Annotated in this window: 13 protein-coding genes and 1 tRNA gene; 5 read left to right on the forward strand and 9 right to left on the reverse strand. The window is 65.8% G+C overall.

Going from position 1 to position 18,776, the window contains the following annotated elements:
- Positions 1-190: 190 nt before the first annotated feature.
- The 3 genes from AC062T_RS10885 to AC062T_RS10895 all read right to left on the reverse strand — a co-directional run bounded on the left by AC062T_RS10885 (position 191) and on the right by AC062T_RS10895 (position 4,422).
- Positions 191-267 (reverse strand) — tRNA-Met (locus AC062T_RS10885).
- A gap of 64 nt (positions 268-331) precedes the next feature.
- Positions 332-3,220: a UPF0182 family membrane protein gene (locus AC062T_RS10890; protein WP_476029951.1), complete on the reverse strand. Its 2,889-nt coding sequence runs from the start codon at positions 3,218-3,220 to the stop codon at positions 332-334.
- 77 nt (positions 3,221-3,297) lie between these two features.
- A complete protein-coding gene (locus AC062T_RS10895; RefSeq protein WP_476029953.1) occupies positions 3,298-4,422 on the reverse strand; it encodes a YlbL family protein in 1,125 nt (374 codons plus the stop codon).
- Between the two features lie 103 nt (positions 4,423-4,525).
- Here AC062T_RS10895 and AC062T_RS10900 point away from each other — a divergent pair, with 103 nt between their 5' ends.
- Positions 4,526-5,875 carry a zinc-dependent metalloprotease gene (locus AC062T_RS10900; protein WP_476029955.1) on the forward strand — a complete coding sequence of 450 codons (1,350 nt, stop codon included), beginning with the start codon at positions 4,526-4,528 and terminating at the stop codon, positions 5,873-5,875.
- 777 nt (positions 5,876-6,652) lie between these two features.
- On the opposite strand, the gene AC062T_RS10905 is transcribed toward AC062T_RS10900, so the two are convergent.
- On the reverse strand, positions 6,653-8,383 hold the full coding sequence (locus AC062T_RS10905) for an ATP-dependent helicase (protein ID WP_476029957.1): 1,731 nt from the start codon (positions 8,381-8,383) through the stop codon (positions 6,653-6,655).
- The gene (gene nudC / locus AC062T_RS10910) at positions 8,380-9,348 is read right to left on the reverse strand and encodes an NAD(+) diphosphatase (RefSeq protein WP_476029959.1); all 969 of its coding nucleotides are present in this window, start codon (positions 9,346-9,348) and stop codon (positions 8,380-8,382) included. The genes AC062T_RS10905 and nudC overlap by 4 nt, the downstream gene beginning before the upstream one ends.
- Positions 9,349-9,443: 95 nt before the next feature.
- Here nudC and AC062T_RS10915 point away from each other — a divergent pair, with 95 nt between their 5' ends.
- Positions 9,444-10,448, forward strand: coding sequence for a phosphotransferase (locus AC062T_RS10915; protein WP_476029961.1), 1,005 nt, complete (start codon positions 9,444-9,446; stop codon positions 10,446-10,448).
- A 38-nt stretch (positions 10,449-10,486) separates the two neighbouring features.
- On the opposite strand, the gene AC062T_RS10920 is transcribed toward AC062T_RS10915, so the two are convergent.
- Positions 10,487-13,771: a UvrD-helicase domain-containing protein gene (locus AC062T_RS10920; protein ID WP_476029963.1), complete on the reverse strand. Its 3,285-nt coding sequence runs from the start codon at positions 13,769-13,771 to the stop codon at positions 10,487-10,489.
- On the reverse strand, positions 13,764-16,961 hold the full coding sequence (locus AC062T_RS10925) for a PD-(D/E)XK nuclease family protein (RefSeq protein WP_476029965.1): 3,198 nt from the start codon (positions 16,959-16,961) through the stop codon (positions 13,764-13,766). Before AC062T_RS10925 ends, AC062T_RS10920 begins: the two co-directional genes overlap by 8 nt.
- A 31-nt stretch (positions 16,962-16,992) precedes the next feature.
- Between AC062T_RS10925 and AC062T_RS10930 the strand changes: the two genes are divergently transcribed.
- Genes AC062T_RS10930 through AC062T_RS10940 form a run of 3 tightly spaced genes read left to right on the forward strand, consistent with a single transcriptional unit; the run spans position 16,993 to position 17,979 of the window.
- Positions 16,993-17,217 carry a DUF3107 domain-containing protein gene (locus AC062T_RS10930; protein ID WP_476029967.1) on the forward strand — a complete coding sequence of 75 codons (225 nt, stop codon included), beginning with the start codon at positions 16,993-16,995 and terminating at the stop codon, positions 17,215-17,217.
- A gap of 2 nt (positions 17,218-17,219) precedes the next feature.
- Positions 17,220-17,510, forward strand: coding sequence for a hypothetical protein (locus AC062T_RS10935; protein ID WP_108515516.1), 291 nt, complete (start codon positions 17,220-17,222; stop codon positions 17,508-17,510).
- A gap of 58 nt (positions 17,511-17,568) precedes the next feature.
- The gene (locus tag AC062T_RS10940; RefSeq protein WP_108515514.1) at positions 17,569-17,979 is read left to right on the forward strand and encodes a pyridoxamine 5'-phosphate oxidase family protein; all 411 of its coding nucleotides are present in this window, start codon (positions 17,569-17,571) and stop codon (positions 17,977-17,979) included.
- Between the two features lie 186 nt (positions 17,980-18,165).
- Here the strand turns inward: AC062T_RS10940 and mnhG are convergent, their stop codons facing one another.
- Positions 18,166-18,573 carry a monovalent cation/H(+) antiporter subunit G gene (mnhG, locus tag AC062T_RS10945; protein ID WP_476029970.1) on the reverse strand — a complete coding sequence of 136 codons (408 nt, stop codon included), beginning with the start codon at positions 18,571-18,573 and terminating at the stop codon, positions 18,166-18,168.
- Positions 18,570-18,776: MrpF/PhaF family protein (locus tag AC062T_RS10950; protein ID WP_476029972.1), on the reverse strand; the 207-nt coding region annotated here is incomplete at its 5' end. The genes mnhG and AC062T_RS10950, both read right to left, overlap by 4 nt.

Here is an 18,776-nt window from a genome sequence, read left to right on the forward strand (position 1 = left end):
TGCAGTACCCAGACAATCCAGCCTGCCGAAAAGCAGGCTGGACGTCGTTAATGGGCAAAATTCTTTGGCTGAAGTTCAGCCAAGAAAGAAAATGTGCAGGAACAACAAAGGGCCGGTCTCGCTTTTCAGCGAAACCGGCCCTTTCTGTGCAAATTCATGATGCTGTTACAAGCATTTCATGAACCAGCCTTGGTTGCGGGGGCAGGATTTGAACCTACGACCTCTGGGTTATGAGCCCAGCGAGCTACCGAGCTGCTCCACCCCGCGTTACAAGAGACAACTTTACCACACCGAAACCGCCCGCTTGACCACGGGCGGCTTCGGTGCAGCGCTAGTTGGATGCGGTGAAGAGCCGCTCCAGGGCGTCCTGGAGCTTCTGGTCGGCCTGGGCCGCAGCAACGAGATCGTTGGCAGCGTACGCGGCCTCGCGCTCCTTGAGGGCTGACTGAGCGTCGGCCAGAGCCTGCTCGAACTCGGTGCCGGTGTCGCCGCCGGTCGCGCCATCCGTCGGCTCATCCGTGTCGGGCGTCGTCGGAGTGGTGGGCGTTCCCGGCGTCACGCCCGGAACATCCTGGTCGCCGGCGGCCGCGCCGGAGTCTCCTCCGAAGATTGCGTCGAGCGCAGCATCCAGGCTGTCTTCGAAGGCGATCTTGTCACCGAAGGAGACGAGCACCTTCTGCAGAACCGGGTAGCTGGTCTCACCCGTCGACTGCACGTAGACCGGCTGCACGTAGAGCAGCCCTCCGCCGACCGGCAGGGTCAGCAGGTTGCCCTTCTTGACCGTGGTCGCACCCTGGTTCAGGATGTTCAACTCCCGCGAGACCGTCGGGTCGGCGTTGAAGTTGTTCTGCACCTGGCCGGGGCCGGGCACCGTGTCCTGCTTGGGCAGCGTCAGCAGCGTGAACTTTCCGTAGTCCTCGCCCGGGTCGGAGTTGACCGCGAGGTAGCCCGTGAGCACGTTGCGCGACTCACCCGCCGACTTGGGGATGTACGTGGAGTACAGCGAGAACGCCGGGGCCTCCATGCCGGGCAGCTGCATCGACAGGTAGTACGGCGGCTGAGCCTTGGCGGTTGCGGCGGGAGCCGTTGGATCAACCGGGGTGGCCCATGCGTCGTCGCCCGAGTAGAACGAGTTCGAATCGGTGACGTGGTACGTGCCGAGGATGGCGCGCTGCACCTTGAACAGGTCGGCGGGGTAGCGAACATGGTCGAGCAGCTGCTCGCTCATTTCGCTGGCCGGCTTGATCGTGCTCGGGTAGATCTTCTGCCACGTTTCGAGGATGGGGTCCTCGTCGTCCCACGCGTAGAGGGTGACCTCACCGGAGTAGGCATCGACGGTCGCCTTGACCGAGTTGCGGATGTAGTTGATCTGGTCGAGCGGAACCAGCGGCTCCTCGGTGTACGTGTCGACGATTGAGGTGCTCAGCGCCTCAACGTGCGAGTACGGGTACTGCGCGCTCGTCGTGTAACCGTCAACAACCCAGACGACCTTCTCGTCGACTACGGCCGGGTAGGCATCGCTGTCGAGGGTGAGGTACGGCGCAACCTTCTGCACACGCTGACGCGGGTCGCGGTCGTAGAGGATCTGCGAGTCAGAGTTGACCGCATCCGACAGCACAATCTGCTCCGACTGGAACTTGATCGCAAAGATCAGCTGCTTGAAGAAGTTGTCGAGCTTGGGCCCGCCGTCACCCTGGTAGGTGGTCGTGGCGTTCTGGTTGCTCTCTTCGCCACCCGAGGGGTAGTCAAGCTCAATCTTGGGCGCACCTTCTGGCGCTCCGACGATCGAGTACTCGGGAGACGACTCGCCAAAGTAGATGCGCGGCTCGTACTCGCCCAGGACTCCCGTGCTCGGGATGCCCGACTCCGTGAACTCCGGCATACCATCTGCGGTTCGCTGGTTACCGGCCGCCGCAACAACGCCATAACCATGCGTGTAGACGAACGTCTGGTTGTACTTGCTGTTTTGCCCACCCGAGTTGGCGGAGTTGACCTCGCGCACCGCGATCACGGTGTCCTGGGTCTCGCCGTCGACTACGTAGCGGTCAACGTCGAGGTGCTCTGCGAACGAGTAGTACTGCTTGATCTGCTCAAGCTGACGGAACGAGTCAGACACCAGCGCAGGGTCAAGGATGCGGATGCTCGCGGTGGTCTGGGCATCGTCACGCAGCTGGCCGGGCTCTGCAGTGGAGGTGGCCGAGTACGGCGTCTCCACGACATCCTCAACACCGTATGCGGTTCGAGTTGCCTCGATGTTGCGCTCGATATAGGTCGACTCGAGGCTGCGGGCGCTCGGCTCGACCTGGAAGCGCTGGATGATCCACGGGTAGACCGATCCGATGAGGATGGCGCTCACGATGAGCAGCGCGGTTCCAACGATCGGCAGGCGCCAGCGGCCAATGAAGGCCGTGATCAAGAAGAGCACGGCGACGAAGGCGGCAACACCGGCGATGATCGCCTTGCCGGGGATCACGGCGTTGACGTCGGTGTACGACGCACCCGTGATGAGCCCGCTGCTCGACTCCGAGAGGGTCGCGTACTGGTCGAGCCAGAACGCTACCGCCTGCAGCAGCAGGTAAATGGCGGCCATGACCGCAAGCTGGATGCGCGCCGTCTTGGAGATACGCACCTCGCGCCCGCTGACGCGAATCGCGCCATAGAGGTAGCTCGTCGCGAGAGCAGCAAGAGCGGAGATGATGACGACCGCCGAGGCGAAGGTGACGACGCCCTGGTAGAACGGCAGCTCGAACAGGTAGAACGAGATGTCGAGCCCGAACTGCGGGTCGACCTCACCGGAGGGGGTGCGGTTGAGCCACATGAGCGCAACCTCCCAGCGGGATGCCGAGGCGATTCCCGCAAAGAATCCGAACGCGATCGGAATGCCGAAGGTCGCGAGGCGACGCAGCGGCTCGACGACCTGCTGGTAGCGGTCAAGCTGCGCGTTGAGCTTGGCGTAGACCGGGCGTTTGCGGAACGCGATCTCGATGCTGGCCCAGACGGGCACCGCCATGGCCACGAAACCGATGGCGAACATTACGCTTCGGGCGAGCCACTGAGTGGTCAGAACAGACTCGAACCCGAGCTGCTCGTACCAGAGCCAGTCGGTGTAGAGGCCGGAAAAGAGAAAGAACAGCACTACGGCAACAGCGATGATTACTGCCGTGATGACGAGCGTTCCCCGCTTGCTTGAGCTGGGTGTCTGGGCTTGTGCGGAAGTCACTGTACTCCTGGTGAGAACTCGGGCGTCGTACGCCTAGCTTAACGTGCCGGAATACTGCGATCCTGCGAGAACGCCTTTCAGCGAGCCGCGGCCGCCGCGACGGCGTCGCAGGTCTGCAGATCGTCCGTGGATCCGCCGCTGATTCCCTCGAGTGCCGTGAGCGCCTCGTCTAGCGTTGCTACGGCAAAAACCGAGAGCCCATCCGGTTCGTTTCCTGCAACGTCGGCGCAGTTGCTGGCCGGCACGAGCATCCAGTCGGCACCCGCCTTGAGGGCTCCGTACATCTTTTGCCGAACCCCGCCGATGGCCCCGACCTCGCCGGTCCCCGTGATCGTCCCGGTGCCGGCGATGCTCTCTCCCCCGGTCTCATCGCCCGGCGTGAGCTTGTCGTAGATGCCAAGCGCGAACATCAGCCCGGCCGACGGGCCGCCCACTTTGTCGAGCCGAATGGTCACATCGACCGGCAGCTCATAGGAGACCTGCACGGCGACGCCCACGATCGGCACCCCCGTCAGCTCGCTCGGCACGGGCGTCACCTCAAGCGTTGTGGCTTCGCCATCGCGGACAACCTCGATCGTCGCGGGGCTTTCGGTTCCGTTGTCGGCCAGCTCCTCACGCATGCTCGCAACATCGGCGAACGACTCACCGTTGACGGTGACGATCTGATCGCCCACCTCGAGGAGCCCTTCGGCCGGGAAACCCTCCTCTACGGTCGCGATGGTGAGGGTCGTCGGCACGTCGTAGCCGAGTTGGCGCAGGGCCGCCGCTACAGCATCGTGCTGCGAGTTCTCCATCTCGATGCGGCTCTCTTCGCGGCTCTGCTCGAGGGTGACGCCCTGTGGGTACACCGAGTCGAGGGGCAGCACAGCCTTGCTCGAATCGAACCAGGCCTGCGCGACCGAGAACCAGTTGGGCCGCGTCTCCCTGCTGCCGACAACGCTCACCGTGAGCATGTCGAGCGACCCATCCGTCGGATAGGTTTCGGCATCGATGTCGATGAGCGGAACCTCTTTGTCATCGATCTCGACCGTGCCCAGGGTGTCGAAGACGGGCCCGGGCTGTTGGATGACGTAGGGGGTCGGCAGGAACGAAAACGCCACGATTGCGGCGGCAGCAACGAGAACGAGGGTCCATCCCACTCGCAGCCGTCGAGGCAACCGATCTCTGCCCTGGCGGTCGGTGGGGGTGGTGAAGAGCGACACCGTGGTCCTTTCGCAGCGCTGTTCGCCACGGGCGCACAGTCGAGGCGGCTGCCTCCGGTCAAAACACAGGCATCCAGAGGATGCAGCGGCTAGCGTAGTTCGTATGGCTGATGATTCCCAACGCGACCCAGAGGAGGAGTTCCGGGAGATGCTTCGGGAGCTTCTTTCCGGCAACTCCGACATCGACCCGCAGCGTCTCGCAGGAGCCGCAGGGCTCCCCGATGACCCCCGTCTTATTGCTCAGCTGATCAGCCAGCTACAGAGCGCGCTTCAGCAGTCGGGCGACGGCATCAACTGGGATGTCGCTCGCGAACAGGCCATCGCTATCGCCTCCGCCGACGTCTCTGCCGTCACCCCCGCCGACCGCGAGGCCTTCCACCAGGTTCTCTCGATCGCCGCCCTGTGGCTCGGCGAGGTCACCTCGATCACCGAACTCACCGTCGAGCCCCGCATCCTGAGCCGCAGCGAATGGGTCTCGGCAACGATGCCCGTGTGGACCCAGCTTGCCGAGCCCGTCGCCACGAGCATTGCGGATGCTCTGACCGACGTGATTCGCCAGCAGGCTCCTGAAGAGATCGCGAGCATGCTCACGAACGCCGGCCCTTTGCTGCGCAATATCGCCGGCACGCTGTTTGCGATGCAGCTCGGCCAGGTTGTCGGCCAGCTCTCGACCGAGGTCGTCTCCGGCGGCGACATCGGCATCCCTCTGCTCAGCGCCGAGGGAGTCTCGGAGCACCAGGCGGCGATCCTGCCGCAGAACGTCGCCGCGTTTGGTGAGGGCCTCGACATTCCGGCCGACCAGGTGCAGATCTACCTGTCGGTTCGCGAGCTGGCCCATGCCCGCCTGTTCCGTCACGCCAAGTGGCTGCGCCTGCAGCTGATCTCGGCGATCACCGAATATGCCCGTGGCATCCACATCGATACGGAGCCGCTTGAGCAGCTCGCCGTCGACTTCGACCCTTCCAACCCGGAGCAGTTGCGGGATGCTCTGCAGAGTGGCGCGCTCATCCCGCCCAAGACGGAAGCCCAGATCGCGGCCCTCACTCGGCTCGAGACGATTCTGGCCCTCATCGAAGGATGGGTCGATGTCGTGACGGCGAGCGCGACGACGCGGCTGCCATCGAGCGCCGCCATCGCCGAGATGGTGCGTCGCCGCAGGGCATCGGGCGGCCCGGCCGAGTCGGCCTTCGCCACCCTGGTGGGGCTCGAATTGCGGCCCCGTCGTCTGCGGGAGGCTGCGGCCATGTGGCAGCAGGTGACGGATGCCGTTGGCGCCGACGAACGCGACGCGCTCTGGTCGCACCCCGACCTTGTGCCGACCTCGGCCGATATCGACTCCCCTGCTGAGCTCATCGCCCGCCTTACGGGCCCCGAGCCAGAGCTTGATGACATCGACAGGGCCATCGAAGAGCTGCTCGGCGACGACAACGGCGAGCGCCCCACAGAAAGCTAAGACAGGCGGCGTGTGGAAAACTTCGGCGGCTGACCCGCCGAGTGCTCCATCATGACGGCGTGCCCCTGCGAATCGACCCCCGACTCCCCCTCGTCTGGCGCAGCCCCGATAGCTTGCAGATCGGGGTGGATCGCCCGGCGGTGGTGATGTCCGGCGTGACCAATGCGCAGGAACGCCTGCTCGCTGCACTTGTCGGCGGCACGAGCCGACCTGCGCTGGGTCTCATCGCCGACGCCGCCGCGATAGCGCAGCACGACGTCGACGCCCTTCTCGGCCTGCTCGCCCCCGCTCTTGTGCCTCGCCCGGTGCCGGCCGACCCCGACGGGGTTGTGGTCACCGGAGTGGGCATCACGGCGGATCGTCTGCGATTTGCCCTCGATGAGCGCGGACTGCTCAGGGAGCCGGCCACCCAGCGCCCCGCGATTGCCGTGATCGTCTCTCACTACGTAACGGTGCCGAGCGAGCGAGGCGAATGGCTTCGGCGCGATATTGCGCACCTTCCTGTGGTGCTCGGCGACGAGGCCGTTCGGCTCGGACCGCTGGTGGAGCCAGGGCGAACCGCCTGCCTGCACTGTCTTGACCTGCATCGTCGAGACGACGACGCGGCATGGCCCGCCATCGCATCCCAGCTGTGGGGGCGGCGAAGCGCTCTCGATACCGGCCTGCTCGCATCCGAAGTCACGGCGCACGTGATGCGCCTGATCGAGGCACGGCTCGCAGGAGGCGAGACCCCGGCGTCGACCTCAACGAGCATCGAGGCTGCGACGGGCAATCGCGTCAGCCGCGAGTGGAGCGTGCACCAGGAGTGCGGGTGCGCAGTTCCGCAAGGAAACGGCTTGGTTGACGCTGGCCGCCCTGTCCTGCAGCTGCCCACGAGAGCGCCAGTCGATCCCGTGCTCGCGTAATCCCCACATAGAGCAGCCGCCGCTCCTCATCGATCGCCGCTTCATCCTTGGCATAGGTGATGGGCAGCAGCCCCTCGCCGAGTCCAACGAGGTAGACGCTCGACCACTCGAGGCCCTTAGCCGCATGGATGGTCGCGAGGGTCACGGCGCGCATGGTCGGTTCGTTCTGGGTTGCGGCCCTATCGCTCAGGTCGTCGACGAATCGACGCAGCGGGATGCCCCTGCCCGCCTCCTCCGCGAGGGTCATGATCGTGTTGAGAGACTCCCAGCGATCACGCACTGCCCCGCGAGTTTCCGGCGCCTGCTGCGACCAGCCGAGCGAGCGCAGAACATCGCTGACGGTCTTGAACAGCGGTTCGGCGGCACCGCCGACGACCGCGCCCTTGAGCATCATGATCGCCTGCTTCACCTCGGGTAGTTCAAAAAACCGAGTCGCTCCCGTGAGCCTCGTGGTGATTCCGAGGTCACCCAGGGCCGCCTCGAGCAGAACCGCCTGCGAGTTCACTCGATACAGAACAGCGATGTCTTGCGGCTCGACACCCTCGGCCAGTTCGGCTTCGATAGCCCGGGCGACAGCCCTAGCCTCCGCACCATCCGAGGCGTGGGCGGTGAAGGTGGGGGCGGCGGGCTGCTTGGTCTTGGCGGCCGACGGCGACGCCGGTGGCGCGGGGCGCAGGGCGAGGGCACCCGGGCGATCGCGCATGAGCTGGTTAGCGGTTTCGATGATCGGACCGGCTGAGCGATAGTTGCGCTCGAGGCGCACAACCGTTGCCTCGGGGTATTCAGAGGGGAACCGCAGGAGAAAGCGTGACGATGCCCCGGCGAATGAATAGATGGTCTGGCTGGCGTCTCCGACGACGCACACATCCTGGCGGTCGCCCAACCACAGCTGGAGCAGATAGTGCTGAAGCGGGGAGACATCCTGGTACTCATCCACGACGAAGAAGCGGTACTGCTCCCGCACATGGTCGGCCACGCGAGGTTCGGATTCGATCATGCCCGCCGTCGCGAGCAGAACATCTTCAAAATCGATCTGCCGACGTGAATCTTTGATGTCTTCGTAAGCCTTGTGCAACGCAACCATGCGGTCGAGATTCACGGTGGCTGGCAACGCCCGGTCTGCCTCGGCGTATTCTTCGAGGCTTAGTCGAGACACCTTGCGCCATTCGATCTCCGCGGCCAGATCGCGAAGGGTTGCCGTGTCGAGCTTGAGCCCCAGAGATTCGGCTGCCTGGCCGAGCAGTCGTCCCTTGCTGTCCACAATGCGGGGCATGGTGCCGCCGATCACCTGAGGCCAGAAGAAGTTGAGCTGAGCCAGGGCCGAGGCGTGAAAGGTGCGGGCAGAGACGCCCGACGCGCCCAGCCGTCTGAGGCGCGACCGCAGCTCCCCCGCCGCCTTGGCCGTGAAGGTGAGCGCCATGACCTTGCTCGGCGGGTACACGCCCGACGCGACGCCATAGGCAATTCGGTGGGTAATCGCGGTGGTCTTGCCGGTGCCAGCACCGGCAAGCATGCAGACAGGGCCGTGGGTGGCCAGCGCGGCCTCACGCTGTTCGGAATCGAGGCGAGCCAGGAGCGCCTCGGCGTCGGCTACCCCACTCACCGGGAGATACCGGTGGCTTTTCCCTCGGGGATGGGCTCCCCGAACCACCACTCGAGAATCGACCGGGCGATCGACGCCCGCCCCGGGAGCAGAATCGAGTCGAGGGAGTCTCTCAGCTCCTCGCGGCTGAACCACCGAAGCTCCAAGATCTCCTCGCCGTCGGGTCGCAGAAGCGACTCGCGCTCGGGGTCGACCCGCGCGGCAAACCCCAGCATGAGCGATGCCGGCATAGGCCACGACTGTGAGCCGAGGTAATGGGCATCGGTCACGAAGATTCCCGATTCCTCCAGGATCTCGCGCTCGACGGCCGCCTCAAGCGACTCACCCGGCTCCACGAAGCCCGCGAGCAGCGAGAACCGGTTGGCCTCCCACATCGCATTCGACCCGAGCAGGATGCGGTCGTCAGCATCCAGAACCGCCACGATCACCGACGGGTCGATGCGGGGAAAAATCTCGTGCTCAGGGTCAACACCTTTGCGAACCCACCCTGCGCTCACCGGCACGGTGGCGGCGCCCGTTCGCGGAGAAAAACCGTGCGAAGTGTGCCAGTTGATGACGGCAAATGCCTGCGACAGCAGCTCTGTGTCGCGCTTCGACGCGTCACCCCCGAGCGCGCGGAGGTTAATCCAGGTGCGGCCAGGCGTCTCAAGTTTTTGCGCAACGGGCTCAGAAACGGCAACGGCGATGACCGGGGTGCCGACGGGCTCAGGAGCGCCCTCATCGAGCGAGCGGCCCAGGTAGACGACAGCATCCGCCGACTGGATTGCCCCTTCGGGAAGCTCCGCGAGCGGCACTAAAGCGAGCGACCTGCCCTGCGAAAGGGCGGATCCACGGCGGACGGCAAGCACCCGTGTCGCCTCGTCTGCCAAGAGAATGTCGAGCGCATCGTCACGGATGCGCAGCGGGGCATCGCGGTCCACCTGCGAACGCCACACGGGCAAACGGGAGTCACGATCACGGAGCATGCAGACGAACCAATCTTGAAAGGTATGCCCACCGGGCATTCGCCACACGCGTGGCGTAAGACCCCTGGCGGCGTATGTCGACCTAGCCTGTAGGTATGGCAAGATCGCATCTCACTTTAGCCGCGTTGGCAACCGCCGCAGTCGATGGTCTCGACGTGCGCCAAGTGGGAAGCTACGACACGGGCGATAACGGCGACTTCGATTCCGCGATCATCACGGGTGGCGACGGACGCCACTTCGTTGTGCGGGTACCCACCACCGAGCGGGCAGAAAACGAGCAGTCCGCGGACATCCAGTCACTCTCCGCGCTCAGCACCGGAGTTCGCGGTCGCCTGCCGTTTGAGGTCAGCAAGATCGTGGGGCAAACGGCCGTCGACTCGACCCGCGCCGTGGTGTTCGAGCACGTATATGGCGACCCCGTTCACCTCGCTTCTATCCCTGCCGGAGAGGGGCTCGCCACCTCGATTGGCCGCGCCATCGCGGCCATCCATCTGCTGCCCACGAGCTTCGTCGCCGACGCAGGGCTGCCCGTGCGCGCACCCCACGAGGTTCTTCGAGCCGTCTCGATTCTCATGGATCGGGCGTCGGCGACCAGCCTCGTGCCCGCAACGCTCCTCGGCCGCTGGGAGCGGGCAACAGAAGACACGGCGCTGTGGCAGTTTGTGCCCACCGTGGTCAACGGCTCCATCTCGACGTCGTCGTTCCGACAGACCGGCGGAGAAGTCTGCGGCGTTCTCGGTTGGCAATCCCTCGCCGTCGATGACCCGGCGCAGGACCTCTTCTGGGCGATGGGAGCGCCGGATTCCGTTGCTCAGAGCATCGTGGACTCCTATCAGCTGGCCCGAGGCTCAAGCGACCGGCAGATCGTGCAGCGCGCCCGCCTCTATGCGGAGCTCCAGCTTGCCAAGTGGTTGCTGCACGGAACCCAGACGCGCGACAACGAGGTCATCGACGACGCCGTCTCCATGCTGCACAACCTTGTCGACCGCGTCGAGAACAACCTCGACAAGAACATCACGCACGACACAATCCCGGTCATGGCTGTTGATGAGGTCGAAGCCATGCTCGACGCACGGGATCGACGCAGCGACAGCGCGTAAGCGCGCGTTAGGCCGAGCGGTCAGCTGGCGCGTTCGGGTTAGCGCGTGCGCGACGCCCGCCAGAGGGCCTCGAGTTCTGCCCGATCGAAGATGCGCTCCGGCCGAATGATCGCGTCGTCTGAGACGTAGTAGAACACGGCGTCGATCCGCTCAGGGTCGATGCCGCGCCACTCGGCATAGGCCTGCCGGTAAAGCGCAAGCTGCAGCTGCTTGTCCTCGAGGTCTTTGGCATCGCGAGGGGCCTTGCCCGTCTTCCAGTCCACAACCTGAAACCGGTCGCCCTCAAGCGGGTAGACGGCGTCGATCTTGCAGATCACGACACGATCGGCGAGCGGCAGGTGAATCTCCCGCTCCACGTCGACGGGCCGGATGCTGGCCCACGGCGACCGTTCGAACGTGCGTCGAAGCTCGTCAAACTTAACCTGCTGGCTGAGGACGGCCGAATCGACGGTGTCGCCGAGGTCGATCTCATCGTCGAATGCGTCGAGCTCTTCGCTCGAACCATGCACCCCGTAGCGGTCCTCCACCCACTCGTGAAAAAGCGTGCCGAGCCGAGTAGCCCGATAGGGGCGTTCGGGCATGGGCCTGCGCAGCGCGGCGGCCACAGCATCCGGATCTGTCACATAGTCCTTGAAGCGGGAGGCGGGCACCCGAATCGGCGGTTCAGCCCTGCCCGCTGGTTCGGTGCGCCGCTTGCGCTCTGCGAGCAACAGGTCGAGATCGTCCTGCCATGCGCCCGCGGTCACCTCGGTGCCCGCGGTCAGGGCCAGGCGAGCCTCCTCCACGAGGGCAGCGCCGGCCTCAACCCGAGAGCGCCGGCCCCCGAGCGGGTCGAAGGGCCACACCACATCGAACTCGTCGACGCCATCGGGGGCAAACTCCTCCGCAGGCCCTTCGGGCAACGGAGGAACGATGCCGAGCGCCGCGAGCTCAACAAGAAACGAACTCGGCCGCCGCGGTTTGACCTGGCCGGACCAGAAGGATCCTGTGAGCAAAAGGTCATGCCGCGCCCGCGTAATTGCCACATAAGCGAGGCGACGCTCCTCGCGCTCATGGTGCTGAGAGACCTCCGCCTTGAAGTCGGCGATGAGATCGACAAGCTCCTTGCGGGTCTCGGCCGTGCGCCACTCCAAGGTGGGCAGCTCGGCGGCGTCCCCCCGGAACTCCCACGGCAGGCGGCCGAACCCCAACCATGCGCCCGTTCCCTCAAGGGGGGTTCCCGGCAGTTCACCGTCGACGAGCCGAGGCACGACGATGATGTCCCGTTCGAGGCCCTTCGAGCCGTGAATGGTCATGATCTGCACGGTGCCGGGCTCCGCCTCCTCCGGCCGCGGCGCAAGGTTGTCGCGCCAGGCGGCCTCCCGCAGCCAGCCAAGAAAGCTCCTCAGGCTGGGGGAATCATCCACCGTGAGATAGCCGGAGAGTGCGTCGAAGAAGGCGTCGAGTGGCGCCCGACCGAGCACACGGTCGGGGTTGGCGGCGACCTCGATATCGAGCATGAGTTCCTGCTCGACCATCGTCACAAAATCGAGCAGGTCGAGGCCGCTGCGGGATCGCAACCGAGCGAGCACGGCACCGGCGTCGCGGAGTCGAGCGAGCCCCTCGTCACTAATCCCCGTGATCAGGCCGTGGTCGGGTTTGGCCGTTGCTACGAAGTCGAGAGCATCAACGATCGATGCCCCGTCGTCGTCAGAAACCGACTCCCGCAATCGAGTCCGAATCTCGTCGTCGAGCGGCCGGTGGGCAAAATCTCGATCGCGCAGCCGCGATGCGATGCGGCGAAGCCCGTGGAGGTCACGCGCACCGATTCGCCATCGAGAGCCCGAGAGCAGCCGAACGAGCTCCGAGCCTGCGGCCGGGTCGTTGATCACCGTGAGGGCACTGACGAGATCGGCGATCTCGGGCTCCTCCATGAGCCCTCCGACACCGAGCACATGGAAGGGAATCTCGTGCTGCCTCAGCGCATCGATGAAGACCGCCTGGGTCTTGCGGGTGCGAAACAGCATCGCGGCACTCGGCGCCCTGACCCCTGCGCCATCGCGCACGGGCACAGCGAGGCGGGATTTTAGCCACCGCGCCGCCGTGTCTGCCTCAGCCGCGAGATCCTCCTCATAGGAGAAGGAGATCGGGGAATCGGTGGCCGTCGGCGCCGGCTGAAGGCGCTGAACGGCAACCCTCGTCGTGGCTGTCAAAGGATCGACAAGCGCATTCGCGGCCTCGAGGATGCGGTGGCCGTTGCGCCAACTCGTGGCGAGCGAGAACTCGGCAACGCTCGTGGCCGGCTCGCCGAACTGCCGGGCGAAGTCCTCGAGGTTGGCAGAGCTTGCGCCGCGCCATCCATAGATCGATTGGTGCGGATCCCCGACCGCCATCACGGGATGCCCGCCGAAGATGCCCGAGAGCAGCCAGGTCTGCACGACGCTCGTGTCTTGATATTCGTCGAGCAGCACAACCCGATACTGGCCGCGCAGGTCGTCGCGAATGCGGGGAACCTTGCGCACCAGCTCGAGCGCCAACGCCACCTGGTCGGAGTACTCGACAAAACCGCGCTCGGCTTTGGCCCGCTCGAACTGGCGGGCCAGGTCGATCAGGAGAGGCAGCGAGCCCACGACGGCAGCGTGTTTCTCAATCTCGGCGTAGGCGCCCCGCCCGCCGGAAGGCAGGTCGGCGATGCGAGCGAACCCCGCGGCCATCGACGCAACATCATCGCCGTCGGCGATGTTCTCAGCGAGCCCGTGACTGATATCGAGCACAGCCCTCGTAATCGTGTCGAGGCTCTTATCCACCGAGGCGAGCCGCTCATCCTGGCTCGCGATCACGATGCTCCTGGCAAGCTGCCACGCCGACGCCTCCCCCAGCACGTCGCCGTCGCTCTCTCGCCCCAGCAGCATGGCGTTGTCGCGGTAAATGGTGTTGGCGAACGAGTTGTACGTGGCCACCGTTGGGGTATCGAACGGATCGTGCTCGCCGGGAACGAGGCCAGCATCCGCCAGCTGCGCAATGCGGTTTCGGATGCGTTCGGCGAGTTCCCCTGCGGCCTTGCGGGTGAAGGTGAGCCCCAGGATCTGGCCAGGGGAAACATGGCCGTTGGCGATAAGCCACAGCACTCGGGATGCCATGGTTTCTGTTTTGCCGCTGCCCGCCCCGGCCACGACGAGGGCCGGCTCGAGGGGGGATTCGATGACAGCGCGCTGCTGAGGGGTGGGCCGGTGTTGCCCCAGTGCATCGGCGATCTCGTCGGCGCTCAACACCCTCGCTGGCGACGCCGCTACGTCGGCGCGCGCTAGCTCATCGTCGTCACGCATAACCGCCGTATCAGTCACTGGAGACCGCCCTTACCCTGTGCAACCGGCGTTGGGCGGCGCCGAAGCGCCGCTCATCGATGTCATTCATTCCGGGGAAGGATGCTGCGGCCATGCCGAGCGCCGCAAGCCGAATGCGATTGCGAAACTCCTCCAGTTGCTCCTCGGTAAGAGCAGGCTGCTGCCCCTCGCGATAAGACTTGCCCCTCACCCCCTGCTTCACAAAGAGAAGCTTGGCGCCACCCGGTCGATGCTCGCCATGCGCGTCGAGGGCTTCGTCGAGGAGCCCCTGGGCATAGGCCAGCTGGTAGACACCCAGCTGCGGATGCGTCTCGATCTCGGATGCCTTGGTGATGGGTGAGCCCGTCTTGAGGTCAACGATGACGACACTGCCATCGGGCCCTCGTTCAACCCGGTCAATGGTGCCGCGCACGGTCGCTCGTTCCAGGTCGAAGGTGAACTCGCTCTCGGCTCCGATGAGCTGCTTTCGGTCACGGGTGAAGTCGGCGAGGTACTCGGCGACGCCCGCGGCAAGCGTCCTGGCCGCCGTCTTCTTTTGCTCGGCGAGCCACGGCGACTCAAACAGCAGCTCATTCCACCGGCTCTCGATCGACTCCCAGATCGCCGAGACGCTCGCCTCCTCCGCCGTCTCCATAGCCCAGTGGATGATCGTGCCGAGGCTCATCTCGGTGCTGGGCGCCGACCCGGCAATCGTGTCGATGAACCAGTCGAGCGGCGACTCTTCGAAGGCGCTCAAGCGCGATGGCGACACGGGCACCTGCTCGTCGTCACCGAAAACGGGCTCGGTGGTCGACGGCTCGATGAGCCCGTGCCAGTGCGCGGGATCGGCCCCCGCGATGCCGTCGTCGGCCAGTCTGGCGAGGGCCGCCGCGGCGTGGCGCCGAGCCACATCGGTCGATGACGGGCGAGTGAGCTCACGCCGCAGACGGCCCGTGAACCCTCTGAGCGAGAGCGGCACCGTGGCGGAGGCGTCGAGGGTCGGTGTGCCGTCCGGCACGAGACTGAACACCATGCTCGGTGCCTCATCGTCGTTCGCTACCGCCGAGAGAATGACCTCGCTGCGCGCCCGCGAAATCGCCAGAGCAAACATCCGCAGTTCGTCGTCTCTCACCAGGCGGCGCTCGTCGAGGGTCGCATCAGCGAGCCCTCCGATCGTGCGCACCAACTGTTGCGGCCCGAGCAGCGTGCCCCGGATGCGCAGGTTGGGCCAGATTCCATCTTGCAGCGACGACACGGCAACGGTGTCAAACTCGAGGCCCACAACGCCGGCGGGCGTCGTGACGAGAACAGACTCTCCCCTCGCCTGCGGCGACAGCGTGTCCTCCGGCACATCGGCGTCGAGCACCTCGTCGAGAAACACGCGAGCGGGCGCGTCGGGGTCCCGCTCGACGAAGCGCTTCGCCGCGGAGAACAGAGCGAGCACGCCGTCGAGATTGCGGTTGGCCTCCGCCGCGAGGATGCCACCGCCGAGGGCTGCATCGTGCCAGGTGCGCGGCAGGCCGCTGCGCTCCCACGCGAGCCACAGAAGCTCCTCGATCGTGGCACCCGCCTCGAACGCCTCCCGCACGCCCGCGAGGGTGCCGGAGAGCCGCTCCGCCCGACGCCCCACCCGATGATCGATCGTCGCAAACCGGCCGACGGCGCTCAGGGCGTCGAGCACGAGCTCATCGCCGAGCCTGTTGCCCCCTCCCGCGATCTCCTCAGCGCGCAGCGCGAGGCGCAGCCGACGAAGGTCGAGGCGGTCGAGCCCACCGAACGGGCTCAGCAGCAGAGTCGTCGCCAGCTCCGCCGTGAGCGGAGTCCGGCCGATGCCGATATCGATAACCGTGAGAAGACTGCGCGCCGCGCCATCGTCGCGCAGGGGACGCGCGGCCAGGGTGGTTCGCGTCGGCACCTCCGCCAGGGCAAGGGCCCGCGCGATCGCTGGCACCTGGCCACCGCTGCGCACGACAACAGCCATGTCGTTCCATGCAACGCCCTCGCGCAGATGGCGTTCACGCAGCCGCCGCGCCAGCGTCGACCACTCCCGCGACGGCGTCGGCGCCAGCACCGTGATCAGGCTCCCCCGCGCGCCATCGGCGGAGGCTGCGCTGCGCTGCTGCCCAGCGGATGCCGTACCAATATGCGATGTGACCCTGCGCACGAGGGCGGCTGCGTCGCCGCCCTGCCGGTGCACAGTGGAGAGGTACAGGGGCGCGACCGGGGCCAGACCGAGCTCGGATGAGAGCCGCCCGAGCGCGTGCGGCTCTCCGCCACGAAACGCGTTCGCTGCGGTGTCTGGATCACCGAAGGCGACCACAGCGATGCCCCGCGAAACCAGGCTCCGCAACAGGCTCAATGTGGATTCGGTGACCTCTTGAAAATCGTCGACAACGACCATCCGCAGGCTCGCCACCGAATCGGGGATCTCGCCGCGGTCAATCGCCGACACTGCGGCCCGCACCAGCTCGGTGGAGTCGAGCTGGTCGGGGCGAGACAACCCCAGCACCGCGCTGTATTCAGAGATGAAGTCGCCCGCGGCGACCCACTCGGGGCGGTCATGCTCGCGGCCGAGCGAGCGCAACTGATCGGGGGTCACCCCAAACTCGGTTGCGCGCATCATCAGCTCCCGCAGCTCGGTGCGAAAGCCCTTGAGCTGCCGAACCGTGTCGTCGAGGTGCTCCGGCCAGTGCGGCCCAGTGCCGTCCTCGATGTGGCCGCTCAGCATGCTCGCGAGGTCGGTGTCCTGCTCGCCACCCGTAATAAGCCGGGGCCGGGGGCGGTCATGCAGCCTGGCGGAGTGGCCAACCACCTCGAAGGCAAGGGAGTTGACCGTGCGGGCGAGCGGACCCGTGGTCGGCCGCCCTACGCGCAGAGCCAACCGGTCGCGCAAACGCGTTGCGGTTATTCGCCCCGTGGTGAGGGCGACCACCTCGTGTGGCTGCCAGCCCAGCCGGTTCACCCGATCCGCGACCAGCTCGACAAGCGTCGTGGTCTTGCCAGACCCGGGGGCCCCAATGACGGAGCCGGATGCCGTGGGGGCCAAATCGAGCACAGCACGTTGCGACGCATCGAGAACGAGTGCGCCGTCGCCCTCGTCCTGCGCCGCGCGCTCCCCCTCGTTCTGCATAGAAACCACGCTAGCGCCCGCCCCCGACATCGGATGCCAGCCCATCGACGACGCGATTGCGCCCACGACGAACGCGCGCACTCCCTGGGCCGTTGTGTCGTAATCTGAGCACGTGGATATTCGAATTGGCATCATCAACAGCGCCCGCGAGCTCAACTTCGAGTCGAGCCAGACAGCGGCAGAAATCCAGGCACTCGTAGCCAAGGCTGTCGACTCCGACGCCAAGTACTTCTCCCTCACCGACGACAAGGGCAGCCTCTACCTGGTTCCCGTCGCATCGTTCGGCTACATCGAAATCGGCGCAGAGACACCGCGCAGGGTTGGCTTCGTAGCGTGAACATGGAGATGCTGTTCGCCGTTCTCGGTGGGCTCTTTCTCTCGTTCGGCGTTCACTTCGCCGTCGGTCGCCTCTCGACGCGCGGCATGGCGCTCCTCCCCGCGATCGGCACTGCGGTTAGCGCCGTCGTGTGGTCAGCGCTCACGTGGCTCGGAATGCCCTTCGACGGCGGATGGATCTGGGTCGCGTCGATCGCGGCGGGTCCCCTCGTCGCACTTGCGGTCGGGCTCTGGCTGTCGCCTCGTCGCCTCGCGGCCGACGAAGAGCTCTTCGAGAAGCTCGCCAGAGGCTGACGCGGCGCCCCCAACGGCATAACGCCGACAGCACCCCCTTCGCACCGAAAGCACCGCAATGACGCAGAACGAGCATCCGATCCACCACCTGGACGACGCGATGTGCTGGTCGATGCTTCAGGCGAACTCGCTAGGCCGCCTCGCGGTGAGTGCCGACGGCGACGTCGACATCTTTCCCATCAACTACTTCGCCGACGGGTCGACGCTGCTGTTCCGCACCGCCCCCGGAACCAAACTTGCGTCACTCACGGCCAACTCCCATGTCGCCTTTGAGATCGACGGGTCAACGGGAGTCGAGGCGTGGAGCGTTGTCGTCAAGGGAACCGCCCGCGTTCTCACCGACCCCGCCGACGTGCGGGACGCCGACGCTGCACCGTTGAACCCCTGGGCGCCGACCGAGAAGAAGCACTACGTGCGCATCATCCCGACCGCCGTGACCGGCCGCTTCTTCGACCGCGTCGACGTCTAGAGCTTCGCCCACCCCTGCCGAGGGGTCCGAAATGTGTCTTCGCGGCGAGCTGGAAGCCGCATATGACGCCCCTCAGCGGATGCGGGGCGGGGCACCAGCCAGCGGGGCACCAGCTGGCTGGCCAGCGCGGCACCAGCCAGCGGGCTAGCGGGGCACCAGCCAGCGGGCTAGCGGGCAGCCAGCGAGCTAGTCTCGCGGGCCCTGCGGAGCGACCTGCTCCACGACCTCACGCGCCTCGGCACCCTCCTGGGCACGCTCGATGGCGTCATCGAGTTCGTCTACGAGCAGGTAATCCTCGTCGATGTTGCCAGCTCGATAGCCTGCACGACCGATCATGTGGGCCGAAATGGGCGCCGTCAGCATCTGGAACAGCACCACCGGGATCAGCATGAGCAGAGTCGTGATGCTGCGCTCCGAGAGGGCGATCGCCGCGACGATGAGCATGAGACCCAGCACCTGGGGTTTTGTGGCGGCGTGCATGCGGGAGAGCACGTCCGGGAACCGAATCAGGCCAACGCCCGCTGCGACCGAAAGAAGCCCTGCGCCGACGAGACAGATGGCGGCAAGAATATCGAGCACACTGTCGAGAGTCATGAGTTTCTCCCTCTAGCAACCGGGCTCTGATGCGACGGCCGATCCTCTGCCGACTGCTTGGACACGTATCGGGCCACCGTCATGCTCGCGAAGACCGCGATGATGGCGAGCACGAGCATGATGGGGATAAACCGCACGTGATTGTTGACGACCATGTCGACGCCGAGCACACACATGATCGTGGTGACGAGCATGTCAGAGGC

The sequence above is a fragment of the Homoserinimonas sp. genome (assembly GCF_056262345.1).

Bases quoted from the DNA above. Each gene is read 5' to 3' on its own strand.
- AC062T_RS10900 (WP_476029955.1), top strand. From the start codon at position 4,526: ATGGCTGATGATTCCCAACGCGACCCAGAGGAGGAGTTCCGGGAGATG.
- nudC (WP_476029959.1), bottom strand. From the start codon at position 9,348: ATGCTCCGTGATCGTGACTCCCGTTTGCCCGTGTGGCGTTCGCAGGTG.
- AC062T_RS10915 (WP_476029961.1), top strand. From the start codon at position 9,444: ATGGCAAGATCGCATCTCACTTTAGCCGCGTTGGCAACCGCCGCAGTC.
- AC062T_RS10935 (WP_108515516.1), top strand. From the start codon at position 17,220: ATGGAGATGCTGTTCGCCGTTCTCGGTGGGCTCTTTCTCTCGTTCGGC.
- AC062T_RS10940 (WP_108515514.1), top strand. From the start codon at position 17,569: ATGACGCAGAACGAGCATCCGATCCACCACCTGGACGACGCGATGTGC.
- mnhG (WP_476029970.1), bottom strand. From the start codon at position 18,573: ATGACTCTCGACAGTGTGCTCGATATTCTTGCCGCCATCTGTCTCGTC.